The organism is Dyadobacter ginsengisoli DSM 21015 (assembly GCF_059568735.1).
The window spans coordinates 1,040,343-1,067,134 of the sequence record NZ_JCANTY010000003.1 but is presented as its reverse complement, the minus strand read 5'-3'; the positions used below and the strand labels follow the sequence as shown (position 1 = coordinate 1,067,134).

The window sequence follows — 26,792 nt, the reverse complement described above, 5'->3', positions numbered from 1 at the left end:
ATTTTAGGGAATAATTAGGAACTCTTTTAAAGAACCCGATTTTACACACGCTCATGAAAACCCGCCCGGATACATCCGTAACCATCCATCTGCGATGGGCATTGGCTTTCACTGTAACGGTGATGGTCATCAGCGCAATCGTTATTTCGATCTTTTATTCAAGTCAGCAAAAAATTGGCTATGTACGTTCCAGCGAATTGGTGGACGGCTATCTCGGTATGAGAGAGGCCCGGAATCAATATCAGAACAAATCGCAGCAATGGCAGGCAAACGTTGATACGCTTGAACAGGATTTCAAAAAATCCATGCATCGCTTCCAGTTCGAGATGGATGGCTTATCTCCAACAGACCGACACCAGAAAGAGATCACATTGAAACGAATGCGGGAGAACCTGTTCCAATATACATCCTCTGTACGCGAAAATGCGATAATGGAAGATGAGAAGATGACACAAGGCGTGCTCAACCAGATCAATAGCTTTGTCCAGGAATACGGAAAGCGTAACGGCTTTGACATTGTCCTGGGTACTACATTATCGGGAAGTCTGCTGTACGGAGAGGAGCAACTGGACATTACGGAGGAGGTATTGAGGGAGCTCAATAAAGCATATAGCCCTTCCGGTGTAGCAAGTCGGGTTTCTGGATCTCAAAAAGCGATGCGGAATGCTGAGTAGCGTGCGCCAAATCGTGTTTTTGCTCGCGGTGATAGGAGTGGCCGTGATGGCGGGCTGCCAACTGCGCAGGATGAATTCAGATGATTCTGCGGTAAATTTTCATTCACGTGACGGGTTGTCGTATACCAGGCATATCAACGGGATTGAAATAACAGTCAGATTTCTTTCGCCGCGCCATTTGACGAATCTCGCGGAAGCGAAAATGGGCCGACAACTGAAAGCGGGTGAGCGAGACAGTCTGATGAGGATGAATCAAAGTACATTGACTTTCGTGATGACGCTGGCTCCTGACAATGCTGAGCACGCTTCCCGGGATATCGTTACACAGGGAATTGTTTCTCCACCCGAATTTACAGAGCGCCTGACCCGCCTGAACTTTCATATGGATGAAATGATAAGCTTGCGTATAGGGAGTACCGACATTAAACCCGTGCTGGCCTCCATGGAAAACACGGGAGGGCTGACAAGCCACCGGAACATCTATCTCGTGTTTGAAAATACTGGTACGGCAATCAGTAAATCCGACGCGCTTGCGTTCGTTTTCCGGGACGACTTGTTCGGTACCGGTACGAGTTACTTCCCGTTTACGGGGAAAATAATAGGGGACGGCAGATGAATTAGCTGTGTGGTTAATACTTAGCTGCAAGACCTGAAATTGCCTCCCGCAACGCGAGGCACCCTACCGTTTTAAATCCTCCCGAATTTAATCACTATGTAATGACAACTCTATTTAAACATTATTGTCGCAGGAAGATAGCCTTAGCCATGTCGGGTCTTATCTTGTTGGAATCTGTATTTCCCCCTTCGGGTTGGGCGCTCACCAGTGGGCCGGGTCAGCCGGAATTTGCCAGTTTTGAACCGGTAAGCACCAGCAACATGATCAATCCGTTCACAGGAGATTTTACCTACAATCTACCTGTCCTGGAAGTACCCGGAGCGAGTGGGGGTGGATATGCGTTATCGCTGGCTTACAACAGTGGTGCGTCTCCGGAGGAGGAGGCTTCCTGGGTAGGTTACGGATGGAATCTCAATCCCGGAGCTATCAATCGTCAGAAGCGGGGGCTACCCGACGATTTTTACAGTAAAAAGGTAACCTACCGCAATAAAATGCCCAAGAACTGGACAGTGGGGCTCGGAGGTTCGATAGGGAATCTGGAAGCTTTCAGCTTTGACATTCCATTGTCCGTCAATGCCGAACTGCGTTATAATAACTACAAAGGGCTGGGCTATACAGTAGGAGCCGGAGTAAATCTCGCTGCGGGTGCTATCAGTCTTGGCTATAATGTTTCCGATGGCGAGGGGAGTTTTTCGGTTAGTGTGAACCCTGCTGCCTACATCAATAGCAAGGTGGCGGAAGGGCAGAAAAAGTCGGAAGACAGTCCTACAACCAAGAGTTCAGCCACGGGGCGTAAGTATGCGGATAAGCTGATTTCCCAGTCGGGGATCACTCTTCTGGGAAGCAGTTACGGGCTTTTTTCCTATTCCGATGCTGTGAGGGCTACGAATAGCGTTCATTACGAGGGTGCTTCGTACCGGCTTGGCGTCAGTGTGATGCCTACTCCGGCACCGGTACAGGTGGGGCCGAACTTCGGAGTTTGGGGGAGTTACACCTGGCAACAAAGCCTGGACAGGAACCTGAATTCATTCGGCTATATGTACTCCGCTCACGCCCAGGGCAAGGACATGATGGATTATTATATTGAAAAGTCAACACCCTATCAAAAGAGAGACTTGTTCCTGGGTATTCCCTTCAACAATGCAGATAATTTCACTGTATCCGGAGAAGGTGTCGGGGGAGGATTCCGGTTTTACAATCGCAATGCAGGACATTTTCGTCCCAATCATGAGAAAAATGAGGAGGAAATTATTCAACTCGGAGTGGAAATCGAAGCCGGAATGGACGTCGGTGCAGGATTGGACATTGGTGTGGGTTGGCATTCTCTCGAAACGGACACCTGGCAGCAACCGGGCAATACAGGACAATATAGTTTTGCGCCGGAAGGTCAGGACGAATTTGTCTTTGCACGGTTCAATAACGACCTCGGGGGTAATGTACTGTTCGGAAAACATGATGGTTTTTTTTCTGCGGATGTGAAACAAACCCCTGGAGTGCCGGGCGCGGAAACTGCTTCGTTGGATCTTTCCGGGGGAGAATTATTCAAAAGCGCCAATGAAGGAAAGCGTGCGGGACGGTCGTCCTACATTGCTTACCACACAAACGAAGAGATGAACCAGTCTCTTAACAATAAGTTTTATAAACGATACACGCAGGATGCGGGGACCAATGGTTTTGTGAACCGGGGCGAAGCAGGACTGGGCAAAGGCATTGGAGAACTGGCCGTGACCAATGAAGATGGAAACCGCTATGTCTACGGGCTTCCCGTGTATGCCCGTAACGAACTGAACCTGCAGTATAGCCTGGAAGGAGGAAATACACAGGTACATGGTAATTATTGGGCGACCCGCGACATAGCCGGGTCGAATGAGCCTGAGGTGATCCTCGGAGAGGAAAGTGCAGCTCCTTACACCACCTCTCATTTACTGACCGAGATCACGACACCCGACTATGTTGACCGGACTATGGACGGCCCATCGAGAGATGATTTCGGAGGCTATACCAAGTTTAATTATGTGAGACAATTCGGACCAGGGAATGCACCGAACGGCGAGGTTACAGACAAATCAGGATCACCGGCAAGCCAATGGTTTACCTGGCGTACGCCATACAAGGGATTGCTGTACCACCGGAATGAGCTCTCAGATAGAAAAGATGACCTCGGCTCGGTGATGACGGGAGAGAAGGAAATTTATTACATGAAGTCGATTGAAACCAAGACACACATTGCCTACTTCGTCCTTGGGAATACCAGTTTGTCACTGCCCAATGGTCTTGTTATTAAGGGGTCAGGTGAGGCGAGGAAAGACGCAATGGCGGCGTCGGATCACGTGTCGGCGACAAAGGGTGACAAGAATGGCAATTTAAAAAGGCTTCAAAAGCTCGAACGGATCGAGCTCTACGCAAAGGATGAAAACGGGAATGCGAAAGAGAAAATCAAAACGGTCCATTTTCAATATGATTATTCCCTGTGCAAAGGCCTGCCTAATGCAGATGCGGGAGCAGGTAAGTTGACCCTGAAAAAGATGTGGACAGAATACGGTTCTATTACGAACGCCCAGATCAGTCCCTACACCTTTACTTATCAGTATCCTGTCACTCCCTATCCAACTCCCTATCAAAACCTGCCGGGAGGATACAATCAGATTTCCGCAACGGCTCAGAATCCGGATTACAGCCCATTTAACATTGATGCCTGGGGAAATTATCAGGCTAATGGAGAAAACCGGTATGCGCAATTAAGACCTTGGGTAAATCAGCAGCCCAACAATGCGGTATTTGATCCTGCGGCATGGCAATTGAAGCAAATAGGCCTGCCATCGGGCGGACAGATCCATGTTCAGTATGAGCAAAAAGATTATCATTATGTTCAGGACCGGTTGGCAACGGGAATGGTCAGTCTGTTACCCGGCGATGACCAAAGTCAGAACAATAAGTACTATCTGAACCTGGCCGACCTCGGCATTACCTCCGGGGAGGAAAAGGAGGAACTGGTAGATCTGATCGAGCATCAGTATCTGAAGACGGATGACCGGATTCATTTTAAGTTTTTCTACACGCTATTGGAAATCGGTCAAACGGCTACAGTGGCTGGGGGCAAATGCAATGGGGAGTTCGTCGATGGTTATGCAAAGGTTTCGGAAGTGGGAATTGAGAGTGGAAAGGTATACCTGAAATTGAAGGATGACAGTGGGACGCCGGTACCCAAGCAGATTTGCCGTGAATTTTTGAAAGCGAACCGGGCCGGTAAGCTTAATCCGCTCGGTGATTGTAATGCACAGGGCGGTTTTGAGGACAGCGGTTCCGCTGCTGAGGTGATCATGGGCTTTTTGGGATTTGCAGGATCACTGACGGAGGATCTGGTTCCCAATATCGATGCCACCTGCACCCGCATAAGCCCTGTCGATTCCTACCTCCGGATTCCTTTGACCAGGGATAAAAAAGGCGGAGGCGTTAGAGTGAAGCGACTGCTGATGTATGACGCGGGCCTGGAAACCAGCGACAAGGTTTTATATGGTTCGGAATATATTTACCAGACTACCGATGAAAAGGGGAAAGTGATCAGTAGTGGAGTGGCAGTTAATGAGTCGGCCACTATTCGGGAGGAAAATGCGCTGGTAGGTTTCCTGCCGCGTTTCAAACAATCCTTTGCTAATAAAATCATCGCCGGACGCGATAAAAAAGTGGCTGAGGGGCCCATCGGCGAATCGATATTGCCGACGGCGTCGATCGGATATTCTAAAGTGATCCAAAAAAATATCCACTCGGGGAAAACCAATAAAGGTTTTGTTGTGACCGACTATTTTACGGCCCGCGACTATCCTTATGATAAGTATTATCCCAACCTGGATGCAAATGGGGCGGGCTTCTCACCCATGGATAAAGAAGACGACTGGCTGATTCTGCCGACAGGACTCTTTAATGTGAATGTGAGCAATGTATGGCTTTCACAGGGCTTTAACTTCATTGTCAACAATATGCATGGCCAGGTGAAGTGCGTTTCTACCTACTCCGGCGACTACACCGACCTGCACAACGTCGATAAAACGATTCTGAGTGCTCAGCAATCTTTCACCTATTTTGAACCTGGGGAGAAGATTCCGTTCTATCGCGGGGTGAATCAGCCAGTGGCAATGGGTGACGCAGGAAAGGAGATGGACGTTACATCTGAAATGCGGTCAGTTCGGGATATTTATGAGGACGGCAATCTGGAGATTGATCTCGATGTCGGTATTTATATCCTGTTTGTGGTGCCGTTTGTAACTGCATTCCCTTCTTACACATATAGTGAGAGTATTCTTGAAACCCATGCCAATACTAAAGTTACCCGTTATCCCGCGATCCGGAAAAGTGTGCTGACCTTCACCGATGGCTTGTACAGTCAGACAGACTTTGTCGCATTTGATGAAGCAACCGGAAGGCCTGTTGTAACCCAGACCTATGATGGTTTTGACAAATTGCAGTTGGGGCAACTTCAGGCAATGCAGTCGGGTATGTACCGTAACACTTCGATACCTGCTTCATCGGAATATTCCGCGATGGGTCAGAAAGCATTGAACGAAAGGGCGGTGATGACCAGCACTTCTACTGTCAAGATAGAAAAAGTGAAGATCAGCGGAACCCATTACCTGAAGCTGAGTAGTCCGTCCAATGGTGCGGCTGTTTGCTCCAACGTGTTGCCGATAGCTGCCGGTGATCTCGTGCTTGTACAGCAAGGCGCCGATAAAGGGATATACCATTCGGGTGAAGCCGACTATAACGGGATTCCGTTGTACCCGACAACCTATTATGCATCAGGTGCTGATAATCTCAACAATCCAACGGTGGAGATACTGAGAAGCGGGAAAACCAATCAGCTAAGCACTATTGCAGGCGAGGTGGTCACCTACGGGCAGCCGCAGGTACCAAATCTGGGGAATCCTGATGCTGCTGAACTGGCCAAGCGTAAGCAGTTTGCAACTGCATTGACCGGTAAATTTGAAACCAAGGGTGCCCAGCTCCTAAATGTAGGTAGTGCGTACCCATTTGTGAAGAAGCCGGATCATAGTCCAATCCCGGCAACGACATGCATTGAGTCGATGGGGCCTTTGCCGGGTACTATTCAGTTGAAGGTGAAGGATACTCCGTCGGCACTGGATGGATGCCGGATCATATTGCCGTACGATGGACCAGGCAAGGGAGCCTATTTTGATGTAAACGACAAAGGGCAATTGGTCTATTTCAGATCGAACCAGATTTGTCAGCCGCTTTTGGTCCAGGAATGTATCCAGCTCTGGCCTGAGTTCTTGGGCAAGCCGGTTAATCTGGGAGGTGTCATTGCTGCGAGCGCTACCTTGTATTCGGATCAATGGGATTTTGACGGGGATCTCTACGGTTATCCCGCTCCGCCCAAGCCCGACAAATACGAGCGTGGTGAAAGAGGAAAGTGGAGACCGGCCTCCTCGCACCGTTATCAGTCGGAGCTGATACCGGGAAGTCAGGGAAAAAGTGCTGCCAGGATCTATAAAGACGCTGGGATATTCAAAGAATTTCAGCTGTTTAATTTCAAGGATCCGGCAGGCAATAACCCCGCTAAGTGGTTGCCTCAAAGCAGGATTGCCGCTTATACTCCCAATGGGGAAACACAGGAGGAAATTGATATCGCGGAGAAACATAGTGTAGCGAAATTCGGCTATGATCATGTACTCCCGACACTGCTCGCACATAACGCAAGCTACGGACAAGTCCAGTTTGAGAGTTTCGAACGGTTGTATGCCGGAAAGCAACTGGAAGACGGGCTGCCATTGGGTAATAATCAACGCACCACCACATTTGCACATTCCGGTAAGTTCGCCCTGACACTTTTGAACAATCAGAGTTTGACCCTTAATCCAATCATTGCGGCACAGGAACCGTCGATATTGAAGGTGTGGGTGAAGGAGAACAAGGTATTGCCGGACGATATTACTCCAGGAGTGGAGCACCCGGCTCTCAAAGTTACTACGGGGAATGCAACCTTTGATTGCCGAAAAGTGGCACAAACCGGGGAATGGTCGTTGTATGAGGCTGAAATCACAGCTATCGGCAATTTTACGCCTGCAATTCTATATAAATCGGGTGCCGGGGCGGCAGGTGTTCTGATTGATGATGTGCGGTTGCAGCCCAGGAGCAGTGCTATGACGACATACGTTTATGATCCTTCGACGTTGCGTCTGCTGGCCAGTTTCGATGATCAGCATTTTGGATTGTACTACCAGTATACTCCTGAGGGAAAACTAATGCGCAAGTTCGTTGAAACAGAGAAAGGCAAAAAGACGATCTCCGAAACGCAGTATCACGTCATTCCTCAGAACCGTAACTAACTTCAGGTATGCCCGGAGGGGCGCCATATTGTCTGCCTTTGGACTATGGCGCTCTTCGTGAAACATCCATACATCCACTATGAAAAGCATTACCAAATTACTTTTTTGTTGCTGCCTGGTATCCGGTTTGTCTAAGGCAACACCGAATATTAAAATTAAGCAATTAGCTAACAAGCCGTGTTTCAAACAACTGAAAGCACTTTTTGACCAGCAAGTCAAACTGACCATGGCGCTCGGCAACGACACCCGGTTTGTGCATTACTCGATCCACGCGACGACAGGGGCGGCGACGGCCAGGACCTATCAGAGCGAAGTGAAAGTGTATGTAAGCAAGCACGGAACGTACCTTGAGAGTAAGGACCTCGAATTGTACCAGGACGAAAAAGCATTAGTTTCTGTCTTGCCAGGACGCAAAATGATTTTCATCCAGCAACCGCCCGCGGACCGGCGCAAATGGCAGACGGACCGGCTGCGGCAGATCGGTATTCTTCAGGACAGCCTTTTCGAATATGCCCAGGCGACGGACTGTGCATTACGCATATCTGCTGACGGTAATAAAGACCAGCATGTCAGGATAGATTTGACTAAAGATGGGGTAAAGCATTTCAAAATCAGGTCGATCGATTTTGTAATGGATGAAAAGGCTGGGAAGATGAAGGGCTTCACCATTGCGTATGAGCCCCGACATCGTTTGAAGACATTGGAATGTGTATTCAAGAATATTGATTACAGCTATTCCGGGAGGAAAATGAGCAAACCAGCACTGGAGTCGGTACTGACCCGTGAGCAAACGTTGCTACCTCGTTTTAAGGATTTTAAACTCATTGATAACCGCAAGAAAAGACAATGAATCAGACGAATTTTTTTTGGATGACCCGTCGGCTGAACTGGCATCCCTTGCTCCTATGGATTTGCTTTTTTTATTCGATATCGACCGGGGCATCCTTGCTTGCTGCAACTACAACGGTATCAGGCCCAACCAGCGTGGTGCGTGGGAGTGTTGCCGAATATACCGCAATATCCAACCCGGCTCCCCCGGCTAACTTGAATAATGTGCAATGGACGGTAAAAGGAGGCCGCATTGTTTCGGGGCAAGCCTTGGTTGAAACGATTACATTGCCCTACGGGAGTCCGGTAAAGGTATTATGGGAATGTGGAGGAAGCGCGGCGGAGCACAGTATAACCGGAATGCCTTCATTTTCATTTGTATCAAACAAGTTGAACGTCCAGTTGACCGACCCCGTGAATGAAGTGGTTCTCAATCACAGTGAAATGGGGAACACCAATATTAAAAAAAGCATTTTGTTCGATCACTGTCCGGGTAATTTTGCCAATTGCGTAAAGCAGGAGATTGAGCAGGCAAGGGTGATGATCAGGTTGGATGCCGGAGACGACTATGAGATAGGTAAAAATGCTTTCGGCGTATCAGTAACCGTAGGGATTACGGCCTATGGTTCAGTCAATGGAAATATTCCGGTTGCTGCGACGAGTTACGTAAAAAAACTAACGATATCGCCTCAGGCACCGGAGCAGGTATTCAGCTTGGACTTCAGCAAGTCTTATGCGGACGTATATAGATATGAGGTAAAGGTACTTTCATACGGCGCATCGGCATTCCCTGCATTAACGAGCAGGATCCGGTTACGTGCCAGCGTGGAACAGCGTTACAAAACGGATGTGCAGGCAGCACCTATTGTAACACTCATGCCTGTCAATATCGGGCAGCAGGGAACCAATAAGGTCGCATTCAGCTGGCAGACGCCCGGATGTGCCAGTTATCCAAACTACGAATTTCAGCTCGTACGTCTTTACAATGAAAACGGAAAGAAAATAGTTAACGCCAAAGACATCGATGCTGTGATAGACTGGTCGAAAGCACTGACCATGGAAACACAGTCGGCAGCGAAAAGCCTTACACTGACGGTCGTGGAAGGTTCCGGCTACTATGGCTGGCGGGTACGGCCCATTGGCGATTACTATCCCGGAGGAATTGCGAATCATAAGAACTGGGGGCAGTGGTCCATGTCGTTTCTTCATAATCAGGCGGTTAGTATCAGTAGCGGTTCACCCGGTCCGTTCTGTTTTTTTTATAACCAGTTCAACGATAACCTGAACTGGATTTATTCGCGCAGTTTTCTGGGGTATGCTGAGGGTAAAGGCATTCAAACGAGGGAAAATATCATGTTTGCGAATGGATTGGGTCAGGTTGAGCAGCGTCAAACCTATTTACCCAGCCAGGACAATGTGCTCGTTAATGCAACTGTACACGATTTTAGCGGCCGGCCGAGCCTCACGACCATGACGGCTCCGGTTACACAGGCCTTTCTGCAATATATTCCGGGATTTGCCAAAAATACGCAGGGGGAATTGTACAGCGCCAAGGACTTCGATACGGATTTGAATTTTAATAACCCGAACCCAATTACGCAGGGACCGCTGGCGCAATATTATTCCGATAGCAATCCCGACCAGACGGTTCCGGCCGCAATAGGTTACCCCTATACCCGCACGCTCCTTAGCCGGGATGGGAAAGACAAAGTGACGGAGTATTCACTGCCGGGGCCCGTCCATCGGATCCGGACGGATTCTTCACGAACAAACCAGTTCTTCTACGGAAGCGTTGCCGATGACGAACTTACAGCTATTTTTGGAGATGAGGCACCTTCGGGCAACTCGGTCATGAAGAAAATCAGTTCGAACGGGAACAAGACCAAAACCGTAGAATATGTGAACAATGAGGGGCAGCTGCTGGCGACTTGTTTATCATACAACAATAGCGGTGAAGACCTCGTGGATAGCCTTGATTTTCAGCCAGTCGACATACAGGAAAAATTTACGAAGTCAGTGCCTGTTCCGGATGGGCTCGTGAGTTCCAAATCATTCCCGCTAACCGAACCAACAGCGGTGCAGGCGACTTATCAGATCACGCCGAAAACCATTGCCGCGGACTGCGGTTCCTACTGTGTGAGCTGCGAGTACAAGGTATATTTTTATCTGAAAAGCGCAGACGGGCTGGGCAACTTCCCTAAAAAGGATTCACTGATCATCCCACCGGGGTCGTGTGGACAGGGGCAGAGTATTCCATTCATGATCAACTACGGTGTATTGCCGGCAGGATCATATGTGGCTGAGAAAAAGATAACGATCAATAATGTAAACCCCGCCACCGGACAAAGCTATCTGGAAGAAGCTGCCGCCAAGTACAGAACGCAACTCGAAGAGGAGCTGAAAACGATATTTGACCCTTCTCCTGTGATGGGTTATATAGCGCAGAATAATCTCAAAGGGCTGAATACATATCTGGCCGCCCATTATAAACTGGATGCAAAAGGTGAAAATTTCATTGTCCCTACCAGCTGTGACCCTATCCTGGTCCCTTTTGAACAATGTCCTGAAAAGAAGTGCCCACCCAATGCCGACTTCGCGCAGATGCTAGTCGACCGCTGGGAAAATGATGTGATATGGGGCGCTATTCCCAATATCAAATTTGAGATGTTTTCTCCCTACCCAAACTACACCAAGCAGAAATTTAACCAGATGGTACTGGATATGCTGGACGGCAAGTTTATCACAAAAGGAAAGAAATACACTTGCGAACAGCTATGGGATGCCTGGTTCGCGACGGTAGAAGGATGGAAGGTTAATTATCAAAACTATAAGAAAAATGGTAAAAAGTACGACTTTGTAAAGAATTTCGTGGACCTTGCCGGGAGGCAATTCCAGGGGCAGGCGTTTCCTGGATATGGTCAGCCAGGATACTATTCCCATGGGTATGCTTTTATCAACGGGAATGCGGTTACTGCGAATTGCGTTCAGGCAGCCAATGCTTTTGCTGCGAGTAAAAAACTGGTAAATCCACCCGTGTACCCCAACTTCCCGGCCGGGGATAGTGCCTGGGTCGTGCTGTATAATTGCTATAATGCACCCGAAGTGCCGTTGCCGCCGGATTTGCCCGATTTGTCCAAAATGTCGGATAAGGAGAAGATTCTGACAATGGCGCAAAGCGTCATGGATTCCTGCAAGACGGTTTGCGAGAACAGGGCCGAATCATTCAGGCAGGTGTTGATCAATGAGTATCTGGCAGATGACCATTATGTCTATGCGCCCTTGGAAAAGGCGACGAATGCAAGCCAGGTGGTTGTTACTGCAGCGGATGTGCAATGCGCGGTTGAAAAGCTCGTGGCAGAATGCCAGAAGGGATGCCAGCTGACCATTTCAACGGCGCCCAACAATCCGAATCTCATTACACAGGTAGGGACACCGGCGGAAGTCAAGCAGATGGGTATCGTAATGACCTTCTCGTATGAGCTGAAACCCACACCGGTCGGAGGTAGTTGTCCGGATAAAAATTGGGTTTACGTAGGTGGTTCCGTGAGTGCCACCAACTCGTTGGCAGGTCATCTCAACAACCTGATCAATGGTCTAAGGAAGGGCTTGAAACCTGGCGGGAGTGCGGCTTTTAATACCTACGTGGCTATCGCGGCCTTTGACCCGACGGTTACTCCGACCGGCCGCGACAAATGCCGCGACGGTGCGACGCAGATCACCGTAAAATACGGGGACAATGGAGTATTCGAGGCAGTGGGCTGCGACCTGTTTTATGTCACCCACGCGACGGGCGTATCCGGCGCACCTGTCACCGGCAAAGTCAAAATCTGTAACTGGATCTGTGCCGATCAGCAGTGTCCGGCAGTATGCCTGAAATGGAAACCGTTCCCGGCATTCAAGAATCCCGATGTGATCAAACCTGTTTCGTGCGAAGAGCAGTCAATCGACTATATGCAGGAATATGTGATGAACCAGGGCGCGACCATTATCGATAAAGCGGTTGCTGCGTTCAAACAGAAATACGCCAGCACCTGTCTGGATGCCAATGTAGATAGTTATTCCATCGGATATAAGCTGGGCTATTACCATTACACGCTGTATTACTATGACCGTGCGGGGCATTTGGTGAAAACGGTTCCCCCAAAAGGAGTGCATCTTTTGAATCCGAACGCCGATCCCGATGTAAAGCAACGGAAAGTACATCCGGATCATACGCTGATCACGGAATACGAGTACAATGCATTGGGACAAATGGTCCATACCAACAATGCGGACGGAGGAGAAAATACCATTTATTATAACAGAAAAGGATTGCCGCGTTTTTCACAGGATTCAAATCAGAAAAAATCAGGCAGATACTCTTACGTGAAGTACGACGCGCTGGATCGGATTATAGAGAGCGGAGAAAGTAACCAATCTTACAATGGCTCGATGAGCGGAGTTTTGGGGCAGCTGGAGTCCGTGGCGTTTCCGTCTCAGGGTGCGCAGCGTGTATTCTCAGAATACGGCGTTCCAACGGCTACCATTGCTTTTCAGGGCCACAGGCAGCGGTATCTGCTCAACAGAATTTCTCACCGTTTTACAGACGAAGACGGATCGCTGAATACGCCGGGTGACCAGGTGCATAATTATTATAGCTATGATCCGCATGGCAATGTGGAATGGACCGCTCAGCAAATGAGCGAGTTAGGTGTCAACTATATGGGCTATGAGTATGATATCCTGACTAACTTGGTACTAAAGGTGACCTACAATCCGGGAAGGACCGATGCATTTTACCACAAGTACAGTTACGACGGCGACAACCGGATCACAGCATTGTTTACATCGAAGGACAACCTGATATGGGATCGGGACGCGAGCTACAACTATGCTGCGCACGGACCATTGGAAAGACTGGTGCTGGGTGAGGATAAAGTTCAGGGAGTGGATTTTGCTTATACTTTGCAGGGGTGGCTGAAAGCCATTAACCACCCTAGCCTGGCTCCCGCTAACGATCCTTCGAAGGATGGCATTGCCGGAAGTAAAATCCCGCAGGATATTTTTGGAACTCTGCTTGCATATCACAAGGGAGACTTTCAGCGGGCCGGCTCACCCTTGCGTGGGATGCCGGGCAACCCTTACTATACCCTCAGTCATCCGTTGTACGACGGCAATATTGCAAGTGTGAGCAGCAACATAGAGGCGCTTAACCGTGGATTACAGTTTGAAAAGCCAGTGAGCCAGCATTACCGTTACGACGAGTTGGGCAGGTTGAAAGCTGCGGAGTTTGCAAGTCTGGATATCAATTCTTTTGTTAAAAAACCTGATTACGCTTTTAAAGCGCGTTACGATGCAAACGGTAATTTCGCACAGCTTACCCGCAAGGGATACCAGGCGCATTCACTGTCCATGGACGAGCTCACCTATCATTATTTACCTGGGACAAATCGCCTCCGGCAGATTGTGGATGCAGCGCCAGCCGGTGCTTACGGGACCGACCTGGACAGTCAGGCAGAGGCTAATAACTATGCTTATGACGAGAATGGAAATCTTGTCGCCGATCGGCAGGAGGGCATCCTAAAAATAGCCTGGGGATTGAACAGGGAAGTCAGGGAAGTCCTGAAGAACAACGGGCAGAGCATTCGTTTTGTTTATGACGGTAACGGTAACAGGGTAAGGAAAACGGTATTGGCCAATGGAGTCGAAACGAACAGTTACTTCTATGTTTATGATGCCGGAGGGACCCTTCAAAGCATGTATGAAAAGAAGAAAAAAGGGGCGGTAACGGAGTTCAAACTAACGGAGGTTCCTCTCATGGGTAACAAGCGGTTGGGGATGTACAAGCCGGAACTTATCATCGTCCCTAATTCAAATAATCTGCCGGTAACGGGCGATACGCTGACCGTGAGCAGGAGGATCGATCAGAAACACTACGAGTTACAGGATCACTTAGGAAATGTGCGTGCTGTTATTTCTGATGTGAAGCGGCCTAAAACGGCGCAGGAAAGCGGCTCGGACTATAAAACCCACATCATTTCGTACAGTAACTATGATCCCTTCGGAGCGGAGCAACCCGGCCGGAGCTATTCGCCTACAAGCTATCGCTACGGTTACAATGGAAAAGAAAAGGATGACGAGCTCAAAGGAGGAGGTAGTAGCTATGACTATGGTTCGCGGTTTTATGATCCGAGGGTGGGAAGATTCCTGAGTCTGGATCCGCATATCAGATCGTTCCCGGAGCGAAGCCCGTATTTGTATGCCGCCAATAACCCGGTTCTCTACATTGATAAAGATGGTGGGTTTGAACACAAGGAGGGGATGGTAAGGCTGGCTGAAATACGGATGATGGAAGTGGGAGGTGCAAGCAAAAAGGATGTTCAGGATTACAAGGATATGCAGCAAGAGGTTGCAGCAGGAACAGCCAAAGGCATGGGGACTCTGGCCCTGACAGTGGCGACAATGGGCCAGGGAGATGTGGCGAAAGGGTTGGTAAGTGGTGGAGTTGCATTGGCTGGGCAAGCGGCGAAAGGAGATATCGACAAGGTCGACTGGTTTGATGTCGGAGTGTCAGCTGTAATGGGAAGCTTACCTGGCGGAAGCGTGGGAAAGGACATCGCCAAAGAAGCCGCAGATATTTTACTGAAAGCGTCTGTAGACGTCTCTATCGAACAAACACAAACCATTGCAGATGTCAAACCAGGGGAATCATTTGTATTTGATATTGTATCCGGTGTGATTACGGGTGGTACTGCGCTAAAAGGTGCCGCGGACGTTGGCCTTGAAGGATCCGTCAGCATTGGTACGGAAGTAGGGGCGTCTATTGGTTCGACATTGTTGGAAAGCGGTTACCAGGGTTTGACGAAGTCGGACAAAATATCACCATCCTCGTTACCCGTTCAGGCTCAGGATGTTCCGGTAAGCATTAGCATCGGTGACAATATGTTGGGAACTCCCAAAAGAACAGGCCCAAAACCGGTTGTCAGAAAGGGGACTACCAGGATAACTCGGCCAGGCCGATCGTCCAATCAGATGCAGTCTATGTCGCTGCACGAAGGCGTGGGAGGGGTAATGGATCATTCTGCTGGTTCGGTCTTAAATGATCCCAACCCTAAATACAAAGATTAAGTCCCGGGGCCGGACACCGAAGGGAAGGTGTTCGGCTCATCTTGTCCTTAAAAGTTTTCCTTTTATTGGCTCATTCCAGCCTTTGGTTTATTGTTTCCTGATACTCATTGCAGAGACTTTAACTTTGGATTCACCTTCTTCTAACTTGAATTTATCATGCACTGGTTATCTAATTTCCAAAAACCTCCCCGGCGCCTGCCGGCATTCACGCTTACCGAGGTCCTGGTGGTGCTGGTCATCATTGGGATACTTGTGCTTTTAGCACTTCCTAACCTGATGCCATTGATTACCAAGGCTAAAAGCACCGAAGCGAAGGTGCAGCTGGAGCATCTGCACACACTTGAAAAGAACTACTTCTATGAACATTCAAAATATAGCCAGGACCTGCAGGGCCTCGGTTTTATTCAGGAAAAACTGGTCACGGACGGAGAGAGCGGGCAAGCCAATTATCGGGTAGAAGTAGTGGATGCGAGTCCTTCAGTCTACCTGGCGAGGGCGACCGCAGTGGTCGATTTTGATGCCGATGGTATTTTTAATGTCTGGGAAATTGATCAGGAAAAAAACCTCAAAGAAATTACTCCTGATTAGCAATGGACACTGTACGGATTACCATTGAGTTGATCCTGATCTTGTTACTGACGTGGATCAGCGTAGAGGACTACACCTTTCGGGCCGTTTCCTGGTTTTTATATCCATTGCTCGCATTTGCTTCGGCGGGGTATAGTCTGCAACACGTTAATTGGCAGCAATGGCTCTCTTATGCGGGCTTCAATCTTTTCTTTGTGGCGGCTCAGATGGCATTCCTCACAATCTATTTTTCTGTTAAGGACGCTAAGCTGGTCAATGTCAGCAGGCATTTGATCGGCTGGGGCGACATTTTCTTTTTTCTTGCAACGGGGTTACTGTTTGCTCCTGTCAATTATTGTATTTTCTATGTCGGCAGTCTCACTTTGGCAGTGTTGTGCGGTCTGATTTCCGCCAGCATACATCGCGGAGTTCCCCTCGCAGGTATTCAGGCGACGGCCCTGGCGGTCTTGCTTATATTCTCAGTCGTTCATTCGGTGGTCGATTTAACGGACGATAGTTGGTTAGCTGGGTACCTGGTAACGCTGTCGGAATGATGGAAGGGCCTATTTTTCAGATCTTAACGCCTCATCAGGCTTGGCATTACCGCATTGTGCCTAAAAGCCGGTCAGCTGATTCCATCGAATTTTATGCCGAAGAAACGGTTGATCAAACAGTCCTGACGACGGAGCTGGAAATGTTGCTGGGGCAAAAAGTCATTCTGGATCTGATACCTTCGGAGACTATCGGGCGGGAACTCAACAGCCATTACCGACGTGAGCAAACGGGAAAGACGGAGGAGTTTCTGTCTATAAACCAGGCCGACGATTTTTTGATTGCGATGATCAGAGAAGCCAAAGGTTTGGGAAGCAGTGATATTCATATCGAAACTTATGAAGAGCGTTGTCGTATACGTCTCCGCATTGACGGACTGATGGTCGAGCGATTTGTAATAGGGAAGGCCGACTATCCTTCGCTGATCAATAAGATCAAGATCATGGCCAATCTTGACATTGCCGAAAAGCGTTTGCCGCAGGACGGGCGCATTTTTTTGAGTGGAACTGCCTCAGGCAAGCTCGATATCCGAGTGTCCATATTACCCACCCTGCATGGGGAAAAAGTAGTGCTTCGTCTCCTGAGTAACGACACCGGTCATTTGGACCTGAACAACCTCGGCTTTTCCGTATTCGACCTGGCGAACTATCTGGAAGGTGTAAAACGGCCGAATGGAATCATGCTGATCAGTGGACCCACAGGGTCCGGTAAGACAACGACCCTGTACGCTACATTGAAATTGCTCAATCAAAAGACCCGCAACGTTCTTACGATTGAAGACCCTATCGAATACACGCTGGAGGGAGTGAATCAGGTACAGCTGAAAGAAAGTATAGGGCTCCATTTTGGCAGTGCGCTGAGAACGTTCCTGCGTCAGGATCCCGATGTGATCATGGTGGGGGAAATTCGTGACCCGGATACGGCTAATATGGCCATTCGGGCCGCGCTTACCGGGCATTTGGTTCTATCTACGATCCATACCAACTCGGCCTGGGGTGCCATAGCGAGGCTGACCGATATGGGTGTACCTGCGTTTCTCGTCGCCAGTACATTGAACACATCGGTTGCGCAACGGCTTCTACGAAAGCTCTGTCCGCACTGCAAGGCCAGAGAGGAGTTTAATCTGGGTTTGTACCCACGGCAGTTCAGGCCATTTCGTGATGTGTATTTTCACTATGTGGCCAGGGGATGTGACCTATGTTTTTTTACAGGATATAGGGGGCGGCAGGCAGTGTATGAAGTGATTCCGCTTGATATGGAGCTGTCCGAATGTATCAAGAAAGGGCTTTACGATGTCAAGGCGTATTTGAATGAACGAGGTGTCCGTACCCTCGCGGAAAATGCATTTGATCTCTTCGCACAGGGCGAGACATCGCTGGAGGAAATTTATCCATTGTTATTCAACCTGTAACAGATATTGAGAAAGCGGATTTTTTCCCTCATCATATTGAGCCTTTTCGTATTCCATCGGGGCTTTACGAAGCAGGTTCTGTCCACGGAGCGACCATCAGACCGGTTTGCAGTAATAGAAGAACGTCTGAACGAGCTTTCGCGGACAGTACCGGGATTGAATGAGACCGTAGAGTTTGCAGTTTCAGGCGCCTCGTTGCAGGAGTTTTTGCGAGGATTGGCGACAGCCAACCGGCTTAATATCAGCATTGATCCCCAGATTAGTGCAAAAGTTTACAACAATTTTACGAATGAACGGGTTGCAAACATTCTACTATTCCTGGTGCGGGAGTACGAGCTGGATATTCGCTTTGTAGGGTCGATCATGTCGTTTTATAAGTACGTTCCTCCGTTGGTGACGACACACTACGAGGCAAAGGATGTCAGTGTGCGTATGGATGCCGGCAGTGGTTTGATATCAATGGATCTTCACCAGGATTCGTTACAGGCCGTTGCGAGAAAATTGACACGGATTACCGGAAAGAATGTGGTGCTTGCACCCGGATTGTCGGATCGGATCGTCAGCGTATATCTGGAAGGGTTACCTGTCGAAAGTGCGCTGGAGAAGATGACTTTTGCCAATGAGTTGAGCGTGAAAAAGACATCGGATCATGTCTATCTGATCCAAAAGGCTGCCGACAGCGTTAATGCGCTTTTGGACGGATATCCGAAAGCTGGCCGGAACACGAGGAGGGTAGCGGGAAACAATCCGGCTTCCCAGGTCACCACCCAGGAAAATTCGGGTAATATTCAGGTAGAGAGCAAGGATTCGCTGGGCAGAATGCTCGTTAGCCTGGACGCCGACAATGCACCTATCGCCGAGGTAATTCAAGCCATTTCAGCGGAAACAGGGATGAATTACTTTCTTTTTTCAGAAGTAAAGGGAATGATTACAAGCCAGGTTCGTCATATAGCCCTGGATGAGATGCTTACATTGTTGCTCAGGGGAACCACTTACACTTTCAGGACAGAAAAGGAGATTTACCTGATCGGTGACCGGCAGTTGGAAGGTTTGCGTATCAGTAAGGTCTTCCAATTCCAGTTCAGATCGCTGGATACAATGATGGCTGTTATTCCCGCTGATATCAAAAAAGGGGTTGAGATAAAAGAATTCCAGGAACTGAACAGCATATTGCTGACGGGCTCATTGCCGCAGATCAACGAGATCGAAGCTTTCCTGATTCAGCTCGACCGCGTTGTTCCCGTGGTGATGATCGAGGTAACGATGATGGACGTCAGGAAGGGGAAGTCGGTCAGCACCGGCATCAAAGCAGGCATCGCCGACTCTGCGAAAGCGGGTGGAGTGTTATTCCCGGGATTAGATTTTACTTTCGGAAGCAAGTCAATCAACGACTTCCTGGTCAGTATCGGTGCCAACAACTTACTGAACATCGGGAAAGTAGCACCCAATTTTTATGTGAGCCTGAGTGCATTGGAACAAAACAATAATGTAGAAATCCGTTCGATTCCGAAGTTATCCACGCTCAATGGGCATGATGCAAAACTCAGTATAGGCAGTACGCGCTACTATAGTCAGAAAACGCAGAATGTATTGGGCTCTCTGAACCCGCAAACGGTCATTACGGAACAGTTCAATGCTGTGCAGGCTAATCTGGTCATCAGCCTGAGGCCTGTGGTTTCCGGAGACGATCAGGTCACGTTGTACGTTGACGTCAACATTTCGGATTTCATTGGTGATCCGCCGCCGAACGCACCACCGCCCACGTCAACCAGCCAGTTCAAATCCATGCTAAGAGTCCGCAACGAAGAGATGATCGTGTTGGGCGGGTTAGAACGAACCGAGAAAAGCGAGAATGGCAGCGGAGTGCCTTTTCTGTCCCGGATCCCGGTCCTGAAGTGGCTGTTTAGCAGCAGGACGAGATCTACAAATAAGGTTGTTTCAGTAGTTTTTATTAAACCCACGATCATTTACTAGCCATGATCCGAAGACTATACCAACAGCTGTACAGGGAGGAAATGGCGGGAGTAGAGGTCATGATGCTGCCGGACGAGCGAATGGTTGTTCAAGGTGTAATACTCCTGCGGAAAGGGGAAGCGGTAAGTACAGTTGCCGGCTTCACAAATGTTGACGGACTGGCCAGGCTTCCGGAGCATTTGCCGGTAACGACACCGGTGAGTTTGGTCGCGAGTGGACGTGGAGTGCTTTGCAAAAAGCTCGAATTACCAGAGGGAAATAGCGGACAATTACTTCAGAAAATCCTACCTAATGCGAATGAAAGTGATTTCTACATACAATATGTTCCTTCCGGCAGTAGTGTTTTAGCGGCTGTTGCCCGGCGCGACTCGATCGATTCATTGGTGGCAATCATTTCGAAATCAGGTTATCAGGTGGTGAATGTAATATTGGTCCCCGTCGCATTTGATGCACTCAAAGTATTGCTGAGTGATGAAGTTTTAAGCGGGAAAGGTTTTTTGCACCTGGCACATCATCAAATAAGCTTCTCCGGAGGCGAATTGACGGATTACAGCTTTGGAAAAAACAGAAGCGAACCGGTATTTGGGCAGGTTGCTTTAGGAGGAGCGGATGTAGCGGAGGAAGTGCTTCCATCGTATGGCGCAGCGCTTCATATGTTGGTATCGGGAAGGACCGGTCAGAGCGCATTGCCGGTCAGTGCCGCTGAGGCCCAGCTGGACGAGTACCTGCAGAAGAAGCGCTTCATTTACTCGGGTTATACTGCACTTTGCTTTTTTCTCCTCTTACTTCTGTCAAATGCATTGTGCTATCATCATTACGCCAATGAATATCGGCGACTGGAATATCAATACGCCGGACATGAGAAGGAATCCGCGGAAGCAGATACACTCCGTAAACGGATTGCCGTTCAGGAGGCGTTTCTGACCCAAACGGGCTGGCTTCGGTTTAAGCCTACCTCGTTTTATGTAGACAGGATCGGGGCAACGGTGCCACAGTCGATCCAGATTGATCAATTGGTCATAAATCCGCCGGACGAAAAACGGACAAAATTTGAAAAAAGGCTGGTTTTTGAGCTCGGGAAAGGAAGGATAGGCGGGTATTGCGGGAAACCCACGGACCTAAATCTATGGGTAAGGCAACTTCGGTCGCTGGGATGGGTACATAACGTGGAAGTTCATAAGTACTCTTTTGATGAAAAAACGAGCAGCGGCCAATTTCTGGTCACATTTGAAATTCAGTAGTATGAACCTATTTTCTGTAAGGTATCGAAAGAAGAACGTTTACCTGGCCGCGACCTGCGTGCTGATGGCTTTACTATCATACCTGCTTGCTATCCGGAGGACGCTTGCTATCAGGCAGTCGGTAATTGAAATGGAAACAATGGCGGCCGGCGAGAACGATGTAAAATCTCTTGAAGCACGGCTGGTCACATTAGGGGTTGGGTTCAATAGTGGTGGTGGCGATCGGCAGACCGAGCAGCTTATGGAAAATGTCAGCAACCTATGCCAGCAAAAAGGTGTCAGGCTTCATTCATTTCCCAGTCCGGAGATCACGCAGTTCGGTGGACTGGACGTTGCGACTGCAAAGTTCGTGGTTGGGGGAGGTTATCGCAAGTTGCTCGAATTGCTTTTTGAACTTGAAAAAAAGCAAGGTACGGGGAAAGCATCCTCTATAGCGTTGGCATCCGCGAGCGGGCCGGCGGGGGAAAAAAGTGCAATAGAATTGACCGTATTCTGGCAAAACATTCGCAAGCAATGAAGACAGCAATCACATTGAGAGCACGGCGGAAGAACACCCTGATCGGCCTGGCTGTAACCTTCATGATGTGGGCATGCTCGGAATTTCTGGACCCGTCGGTTCAGCAATCCGGGGTAGCCGTTCTGGCCCCACTCGATAGTGCCCGGGTGGGGCCAGACCAGCCCTTGTTTTGGTGGGACCCGGTTCCGGGAGCCAGTGCATACCGGATGCAGATCGTAAAGCCCAGCTTTAAGCGCATGGAGGAATTGATTACGGATACGTTGATCAAGTCAAACAAGATGACTGTAAACCTTGGCCAGGGGCAGTATCAGTGGCGGATACGCGCCGTTGACGATGTCAGCCATACCGACTTCCAGACATACACGCTTTTTGTAGATTCCGCGTCTGCCGGGGGGCGGGCGGGAACAGGTCACGGCAAAGTAGTGAGGGGCTGTGAATTGCCTGATCTATGAAAGGCAGTAAACTGACATTCGCATTGCTGACCGTAGTCGGCGCTGTTTGGGGCATGATCCTGTTTCGTGTGATCCGTTCGATGAATAATGATCAGCCGTTGTCCATCGGTCCGGTAAAGGCTGCTGAGAAACTTTCCGTTAAGGGATCCGTATCTGATACGTTTTCATTGCTGCCCGTATATGATGATCCTTTTACGGGCCGGCCCGAAGTAGCGGAAAACACGCCTGTTGTCCCGGCATCATTCGTTGCGGACCGGCCGCTGCGTGCGATTGCCGAACAGAAAGATCGGGTGATTCCGAAGCCGCTGGATTCCGTGGCGGTCTATCTGGGACTTATCCTAAATAAGGAAAAGGGAAGGAAAGTCGCAGTTTTGAGATTAAATGGCCAAGAGTACCTTCTATCGGAAGGGCAAACTGCCGGTGGAGTCCGGATGGTGGAACAAAGAGGGGATTCTTTGAAGGTGACATTTGAACATAAAACAAAATGGTTGAGACGCTCCCGCTAGTGCCCTTTCGACTTTTTCCCGCGATACTGCTCCAATTATTGATTTGGCAACTCCTGATGCAATCGTGTGTGTCGGCTCAGGAAAGCGTCGATGCAGGCAGAATGGGACTTCGGGTCACCATTCATACTGACACGACCGTTACGCATGCGGAGGTGATACCACGAGGAAAGAAAACCAGAATTTCGGAATCAGTTCTGTATCATTGGTATAGCTCCAACCATATCCACGTTACACGTGGCGGGTTCGGGGGCAAGTTGCTGCATGGGAAGTACGCGCAGTTTCAGTACCCTGATAAAAATCTCTTGGAGCAGGGGGAGTTCTGGAAAGGCAAAAAAAATGGTGTTTGGAAAAGCTGGTACAGCCATGGAGAAGTGAAACAACGGGTCAGGTGGAAGAACGGTAAGCTGCACGGTCGTTTTAACGAATACAACAAAGAAGGAGAGATCATCCGATCGGGACGGTATCGTAAGAATAAGTTGCATGGGTTGCTCAAAACGCAATATGGTTTGGACAGTTTGGAGATCCGCCATTTCAGAAACGGCAGGCCGCTCAGTAGGAATCGAGGGGTTTTCAAGCTGCTTAGTAGGTTGGGCGGGCAATTTAAAAGTAAAATCATTTCAAAAAAGCGTAGGAATCGTGCTGTCAATAAATTGCCTGAACAGCTATGAAAATGTTGCTTCACTTCACTCACAAATTCAATGCGAATGTGCTGCTGCTTGTAGTGGTGCTTGCCATGATTTGCGGCGTTCTGAGTAGTGCCATTGTATTTATTGGTTATTACCACCGCTGTGTGGTGAACCAGGCGCTGCTAATGAAGCGGATCGAACTGAATCTGCAATCCGGTGTACAATGGCTTTTGGCCTCACCTGACAGTATCGTTCGGTTTGAAAGAACATGGGACTTGTTTGGAGAGGGAGTAGATTCAGTGTCCGTAACCCGGCAGCCCTGGGGACTGTATGAGGTTGGAACGGTAGCTGCCTATGCTGGTCCGGCCAGGCGGACCAAAGCATTCCTGATGGGGCGGGGGAACGTTGCAGCGCATGCCATTTACCTGGCAGACAATGGCATACCCTTGTCCGTGAGCGGCGAAACTTCGATTTTAGGGCCCTGCAAACTTCCCAAAGCAGGTGTGCAAAGTGTACAGGTGGAGGGATTTCACTATCCGGGAGCCGACCCCGTACATGGTAAAATTAGTTCTTCGTCGTTTGATCTCCCACCCGTGAATAAAGCAGTGATCTCCCATTTGGAGAAACTCTTCGATACAAGCCCGGGAGGGGACGGTTGGGATATCGCGACGGTTGAATCCATAGAGCGGGATACGCTGAGGCGGTCTTTTACTGAGGTACCGGCATTGCTGTATCGGCACGGGGCGCTAGACCTGCGGAATGTGTATGATGGTCAATTAGTTATCCTTTCTGACTCGCTGATACGTATCGCTGCGGGAGCAGAACTCCGCGATGTGATCCTGATTGCACCCGCTATTGTGATCCAGGAGGGGTTTAGAGGGAATGCGCAATTTTTTGCCACCGATTCGATTCGGATCGGGAAAGGTTGTTCCCTTTACTATCCTTCTGCTATTGGGTTGCTAAAAAGGGACTTTCATGTAAATCAACCCTCCATTGTTATTGGCGAAAATAGTCATATTGAAGGAATACTGATGGCCTTTCAGGAAGTTCAGGACTTGCAGCAAACCGTTATTCGAACAGCGGATCATGTTTTGGTTACCGGGCAGATTTATGCGGATGGTTTTCTCGAATTGCATGGTAAGGTGCATGGAGAGGTGATTTGCCGGAAATTTATATTGAAAACACCTTCGTCTGTTTATGAAAACTATCTGGTGAACGCCGTAATTGACCCCGGCAAACTACCGGCCCAGTATGTGGGTCCGGCGTTGTTCTCATCGCCCATATTCAACCGAAAGATTGTCAAATGGTATTGAAACGGATTTTACGGGTCAGCGGCTCCTCGTTGATAGAGGTGGTAGTGGCGATGGTGCTGATAGCGGTTGTGTTTTCCGTGAGCGCAGCCATCGTCGCCAATGCTGGCAGGGCTGGTTTCTCAGGCGAAAAGTTTGGGGGAATGGCGGTTATCAGCGAGGTGGCAGCTGAGACTCAAAAAGCAGGGACCTACTATTCTGAGCAGCTTATCAGAGGTATTTACACGGTAGTGAAGTCTGTCGGTTTTTACGAAGGTAACCAGCAGCTTGTTTTTTTAAAGATTGAAGTATATGGTCAGGAAGGACATTTAGTGGCTGTCCGGCGACAGTTAATCAATATACAGGAGCATGAATAAATTGAAGGCATTTACGTTGATGGAAATGATGGTTGTAATGGTGGTCAGCTCCGTGGCTATATCCATTTGCTTTGCCTGTTTTAATCTGATACAGCGTCAATTTCTCAGGTTTAAGGAAAGACAGGAAGCATTTTCTGTTCATCTGGAAATCGATAGGTTATTGACAAAGGATTTTTCGGATTGCCGGCATATCCTCAAAACACAGCAGGGTTGCTCCTGTATATATGATTCACATACAGTATCTTATGATTTTCTGGATGGTATGATCGTCCGCTCGGACAGTGCACAACGCGATTCTTTCAACATACCGCTCAGCCAGATTGAAGTGCGGCAAACCGGGCAGGATGTTGCAGAAAATGGAGAAATGATCGACGAGCTTATAATGAGATTTTTGATTGACGAAGATGAGTTCTCGCTTTCCTTTCAAAAACTATATGGTGCCGACAGCTGGTTGCATGATCATCGTCCAAACGACCCAATTCATGGCCTCGATTGACTTGCGTAAAATAGCTGCCCGGAACAAAGCAGCCGTCCCGGAGCCAGCTCGTAAATGGTCGGATATCCTTAATAAGGAAATTTCCTTATTTGGTTCGCGGTTGAATGACAAGAGAAAGGAAGCATTCTATCTGGAAATGAGTATTCTTCTGGCGGCAGGACTGGATTTGAAGAGTGCGCTGGATCTGATTGTCGAAGACCAGCGCAAAGCCGGCGAAATGGCCATTTTTGAGGGTGTGAGGCGTTCCGTATTGCAAGGAAAGGCTTTGTCGGATGCTCTGGGGGAGACAAAGCTGTTCAGTACCTATGAGTATTGCAGCATCCAGATCGGGGAGGAGACGGGCAAGTTGCCGGCAATCCTGAAAGAACTGGCGGTGTATCATCAAAAGAAGACCAGGCAGAAGCGTCAGATTGTTCAGGCCCTCACATACCCGGGCCTGGTACTGGCGACCTCCTTCGCTGCCGTGTTCTTTATGCTGAACTTCATAGTACCCATGTTTGCCGACGTCTTTAAGCGTTTTGGAGGCAAACTCCCATGGGTAACTCAGCTGATCCTCGACATTTCACACTTTTTCTCAACCTATGCGTTGATGTGCTTTCTGATGGCGGCGGCAGCGGGGGCAGGATTATGGAAGAACAGAAAAAAGGATTGGTTCAGGGAAAAGGGTGCAGCATTTGTAATCGCACTCCCATTGGTCGGGGAAATCATACGTAAAATTTATCTGGCCCGCTTTTCCCAGTCTATGACCTTGCTGATCGCCTCTAGAGTGCCGTTGTTGCGGGCCACCACGCTGGTCAGACAGATGATCGGCTTTTACCCTATCGAAGCCGCCCTTGTCCAGGTAGAGAAGGATATGATGCGAGGGGAGTTTCTTCACCGGTCGCTTTCGCACTTTTCAATTTTTCCGAACAGAATGTTGTCCCTTATCAAGGTAGGAGAAGAAGTAAATCAGCTGGACGCATTTTTTGAGAAGATTTCAACACAATACACCGAGGAAGTAGAGCATCAGACAGCCCTGATCGGGGGTTTGCTGGAACCTTTCATGATCGTACTGCTGGGAGCGATCGTCGGGTTCATTCTTATCGCCATGTATCTGCCACTTTTCCAACTGAGTACGACCTTTTGAAGCGGGGATGCCGATTCGGGATCAGCCTTTTACGATAATTAACATATTCATAATAAATCCGTTGTGATTTTAATATTGCAATAATACTACTT

18 protein-coding genes are annotated in these 26,792 nt (G+C 48.9%); all 18 read left to right on the top strand.

The window, feature by feature from the left end:
• The first annotated feature begins 53 nt into the window (after window positions 1-53).
• The 18 genes from BP71_RS15105 (at window position 54) to BP71_RS15020 (ending at window position 26,700) form a co-directional block, all read left to right on the top strand.
• Window positions 54-674, top strand: a complete 621-nt coding sequence (locus tag BP71_RS15105; protein WP_496380550.1) for an OmpH/Skp family outer membrane protein — start codon at window positions 54-56, stop codon at window positions 672-674.
• The gene (locus tag BP71_RS15100; RefSeq protein WP_496380548.1) at window positions 664-1,290 is read left to right on the top strand and encodes a hypothetical protein; all 627 of its coding nucleotides are present in this window, start codon (window positions 664-666) and stop codon (window positions 1,288-1,290) included. Before BP71_RS15105 ends, BP71_RS15100 begins: the two co-directional genes overlap by 11 nt.
• A 149-nt stretch (window positions 1,291-1,439) precedes the next feature.
• Window positions 1,440-7,631, top strand: a complete 6,192-nt coding sequence (locus BP71_RS15095; protein ID WP_496380546.1) for a hypothetical protein — start codon at window positions 1,440-1,442, stop codon at window positions 7,629-7,631.
• Between the two features lie 79 nt (window positions 7,632-7,710).
• The gene (locus BP71_RS15090) at window positions 7,711-8,481 is read left to right on the top strand and encodes a hypothetical protein (protein ID WP_496380544.1); all 771 of its coding nucleotides are present in this window, start codon (window positions 7,711-7,713) and stop codon (window positions 8,479-8,481) included.
• Window positions 8,478-15,566: an RHS repeat domain-containing protein gene (locus BP71_RS15085; protein ID WP_496380542.1), complete on the top strand. Its 7,089-nt coding sequence runs from the start codon at window positions 8,478-8,480 to the stop codon at window positions 15,564-15,566. Before BP71_RS15090 ends, BP71_RS15085 begins: the two co-directional genes overlap by 4 nt.
• Before the next feature lie 156 nt (window positions 15,567-15,722).
• Complete coding sequence (locus BP71_RS15080; RefSeq protein ID WP_496380540.1) at window positions 15,723-16,154, top strand: type IV pilin protein; 432 nt, start codon at window positions 15,723-15,725, stop codon at window positions 16,152-16,154.
• A 2-nt stretch (window positions 16,155-16,156) separates the two neighbouring features.
• Entirely contained in the window at window positions 16,157-16,687 is a 531-nt protein-coding gene (locus tag BP71_RS15075; RefSeq protein WP_496380538.1) for a hypothetical protein, read from the top strand.
• On the top strand, window positions 16,684-18,096 hold the full coding sequence (locus BP71_RS15070) for a GspE/PulE family protein (RefSeq protein WP_496380537.1): 1,413 nt from the start codon (window positions 16,684-16,686) through the stop codon (window positions 18,094-18,096). Before BP71_RS15075 ends, BP71_RS15070 begins: the two co-directional genes overlap by 4 nt.
• Before the next feature lie 6 nt (window positions 18,097-18,102).
• Window positions 18,103-20,070, top strand: coding sequence for a type II secretion system protein GspD (locus BP71_RS15065; RefSeq protein WP_496380535.1), 1,968 nt, complete (start codon window positions 18,103-18,105; stop codon window positions 20,068-20,070).
• Between the two features lie 2 nt (window positions 20,071-20,072).
• Window positions 20,073-21,311 (top strand): hypothetical protein, encoded by a 1,239-nt coding sequence (locus BP71_RS15060; protein WP_496380533.1) that lies wholly within the window; start codon window positions 20,073-20,075, stop codon window positions 21,309-21,311.
• A gap of 1 nt (window position 21,312) precedes the next feature.
• A complete protein-coding gene (locus tag BP71_RS15055) occupies window positions 21,313-21,828 on the top strand; it encodes a hypothetical protein (RefSeq protein WP_496380531.1) in 516 nt (171 codons plus the stop codon).
• Entirely contained in the window at window positions 21,825-22,280 is a 456-nt protein-coding gene (locus BP71_RS15050; RefSeq protein ID WP_496380529.1) for a hypothetical protein, read from the top strand. Before BP71_RS15055 ends, BP71_RS15050 begins: the two co-directional genes overlap by 4 nt.
• Window positions 22,277-22,786, top strand: a complete 510-nt coding sequence (locus tag BP71_RS15045; protein WP_496380527.1) for a hypothetical protein — start codon at window positions 22,277-22,279, stop codon at window positions 22,784-22,786. The genes BP71_RS15050 and BP71_RS15045 overlap by 4 nt, the downstream gene beginning before the upstream one ends.
• Window positions 22,765-23,454 carry a toxin-antitoxin system YwqK family antitoxin gene (locus BP71_RS15040; protein WP_496380525.1) on the top strand — a complete coding sequence of 230 codons (690 nt, stop codon included), beginning with the start codon at window positions 22,765-22,767 and terminating at the stop codon, window positions 23,452-23,454. Before BP71_RS15045 ends, BP71_RS15040 begins: the two co-directional genes overlap by 22 nt.
• Window positions 23,451-24,725: a bactofilin family protein gene (locus BP71_RS15035; protein ID WP_496380523.1), complete on the top strand. Its 1,275-nt coding sequence runs from the start codon at window positions 23,451-23,453 to the stop codon at window positions 24,723-24,725. The genes BP71_RS15040 and BP71_RS15035 overlap by 4 nt, the downstream gene beginning before the upstream one ends.
• A complete protein-coding gene (locus BP71_RS15030) occupies window positions 24,722-25,078 on the top strand; it encodes a hypothetical protein (protein WP_496380521.1) in 357 nt (118 codons plus the stop codon). Before BP71_RS15035 ends, BP71_RS15030 begins: the two co-directional genes overlap by 4 nt.
• The gene (locus BP71_RS15025; protein ID WP_496380519.1) at window positions 25,071-25,574 is read left to right on the top strand and encodes a prepilin-type N-terminal cleavage/methylation domain-containing protein; all 504 of its coding nucleotides are present in this window, start codon (window positions 25,071-25,073) and stop codon (window positions 25,572-25,574) included. The genes BP71_RS15030 and BP71_RS15025 overlap by 8 nt, the downstream gene beginning before the upstream one ends.
• On the top strand, window positions 25,561-26,700 hold the full coding sequence (locus tag BP71_RS15020) for a type II secretion system F family protein (protein WP_496380517.1): 1,140 nt from the start codon (window positions 25,561-25,563) through the stop codon (window positions 26,698-26,700). The genes BP71_RS15025 and BP71_RS15020 overlap by 14 nt, the downstream gene beginning before the upstream one ends.
• Window positions 26,701-26,792 lie beyond the last annotated feature (92 nt).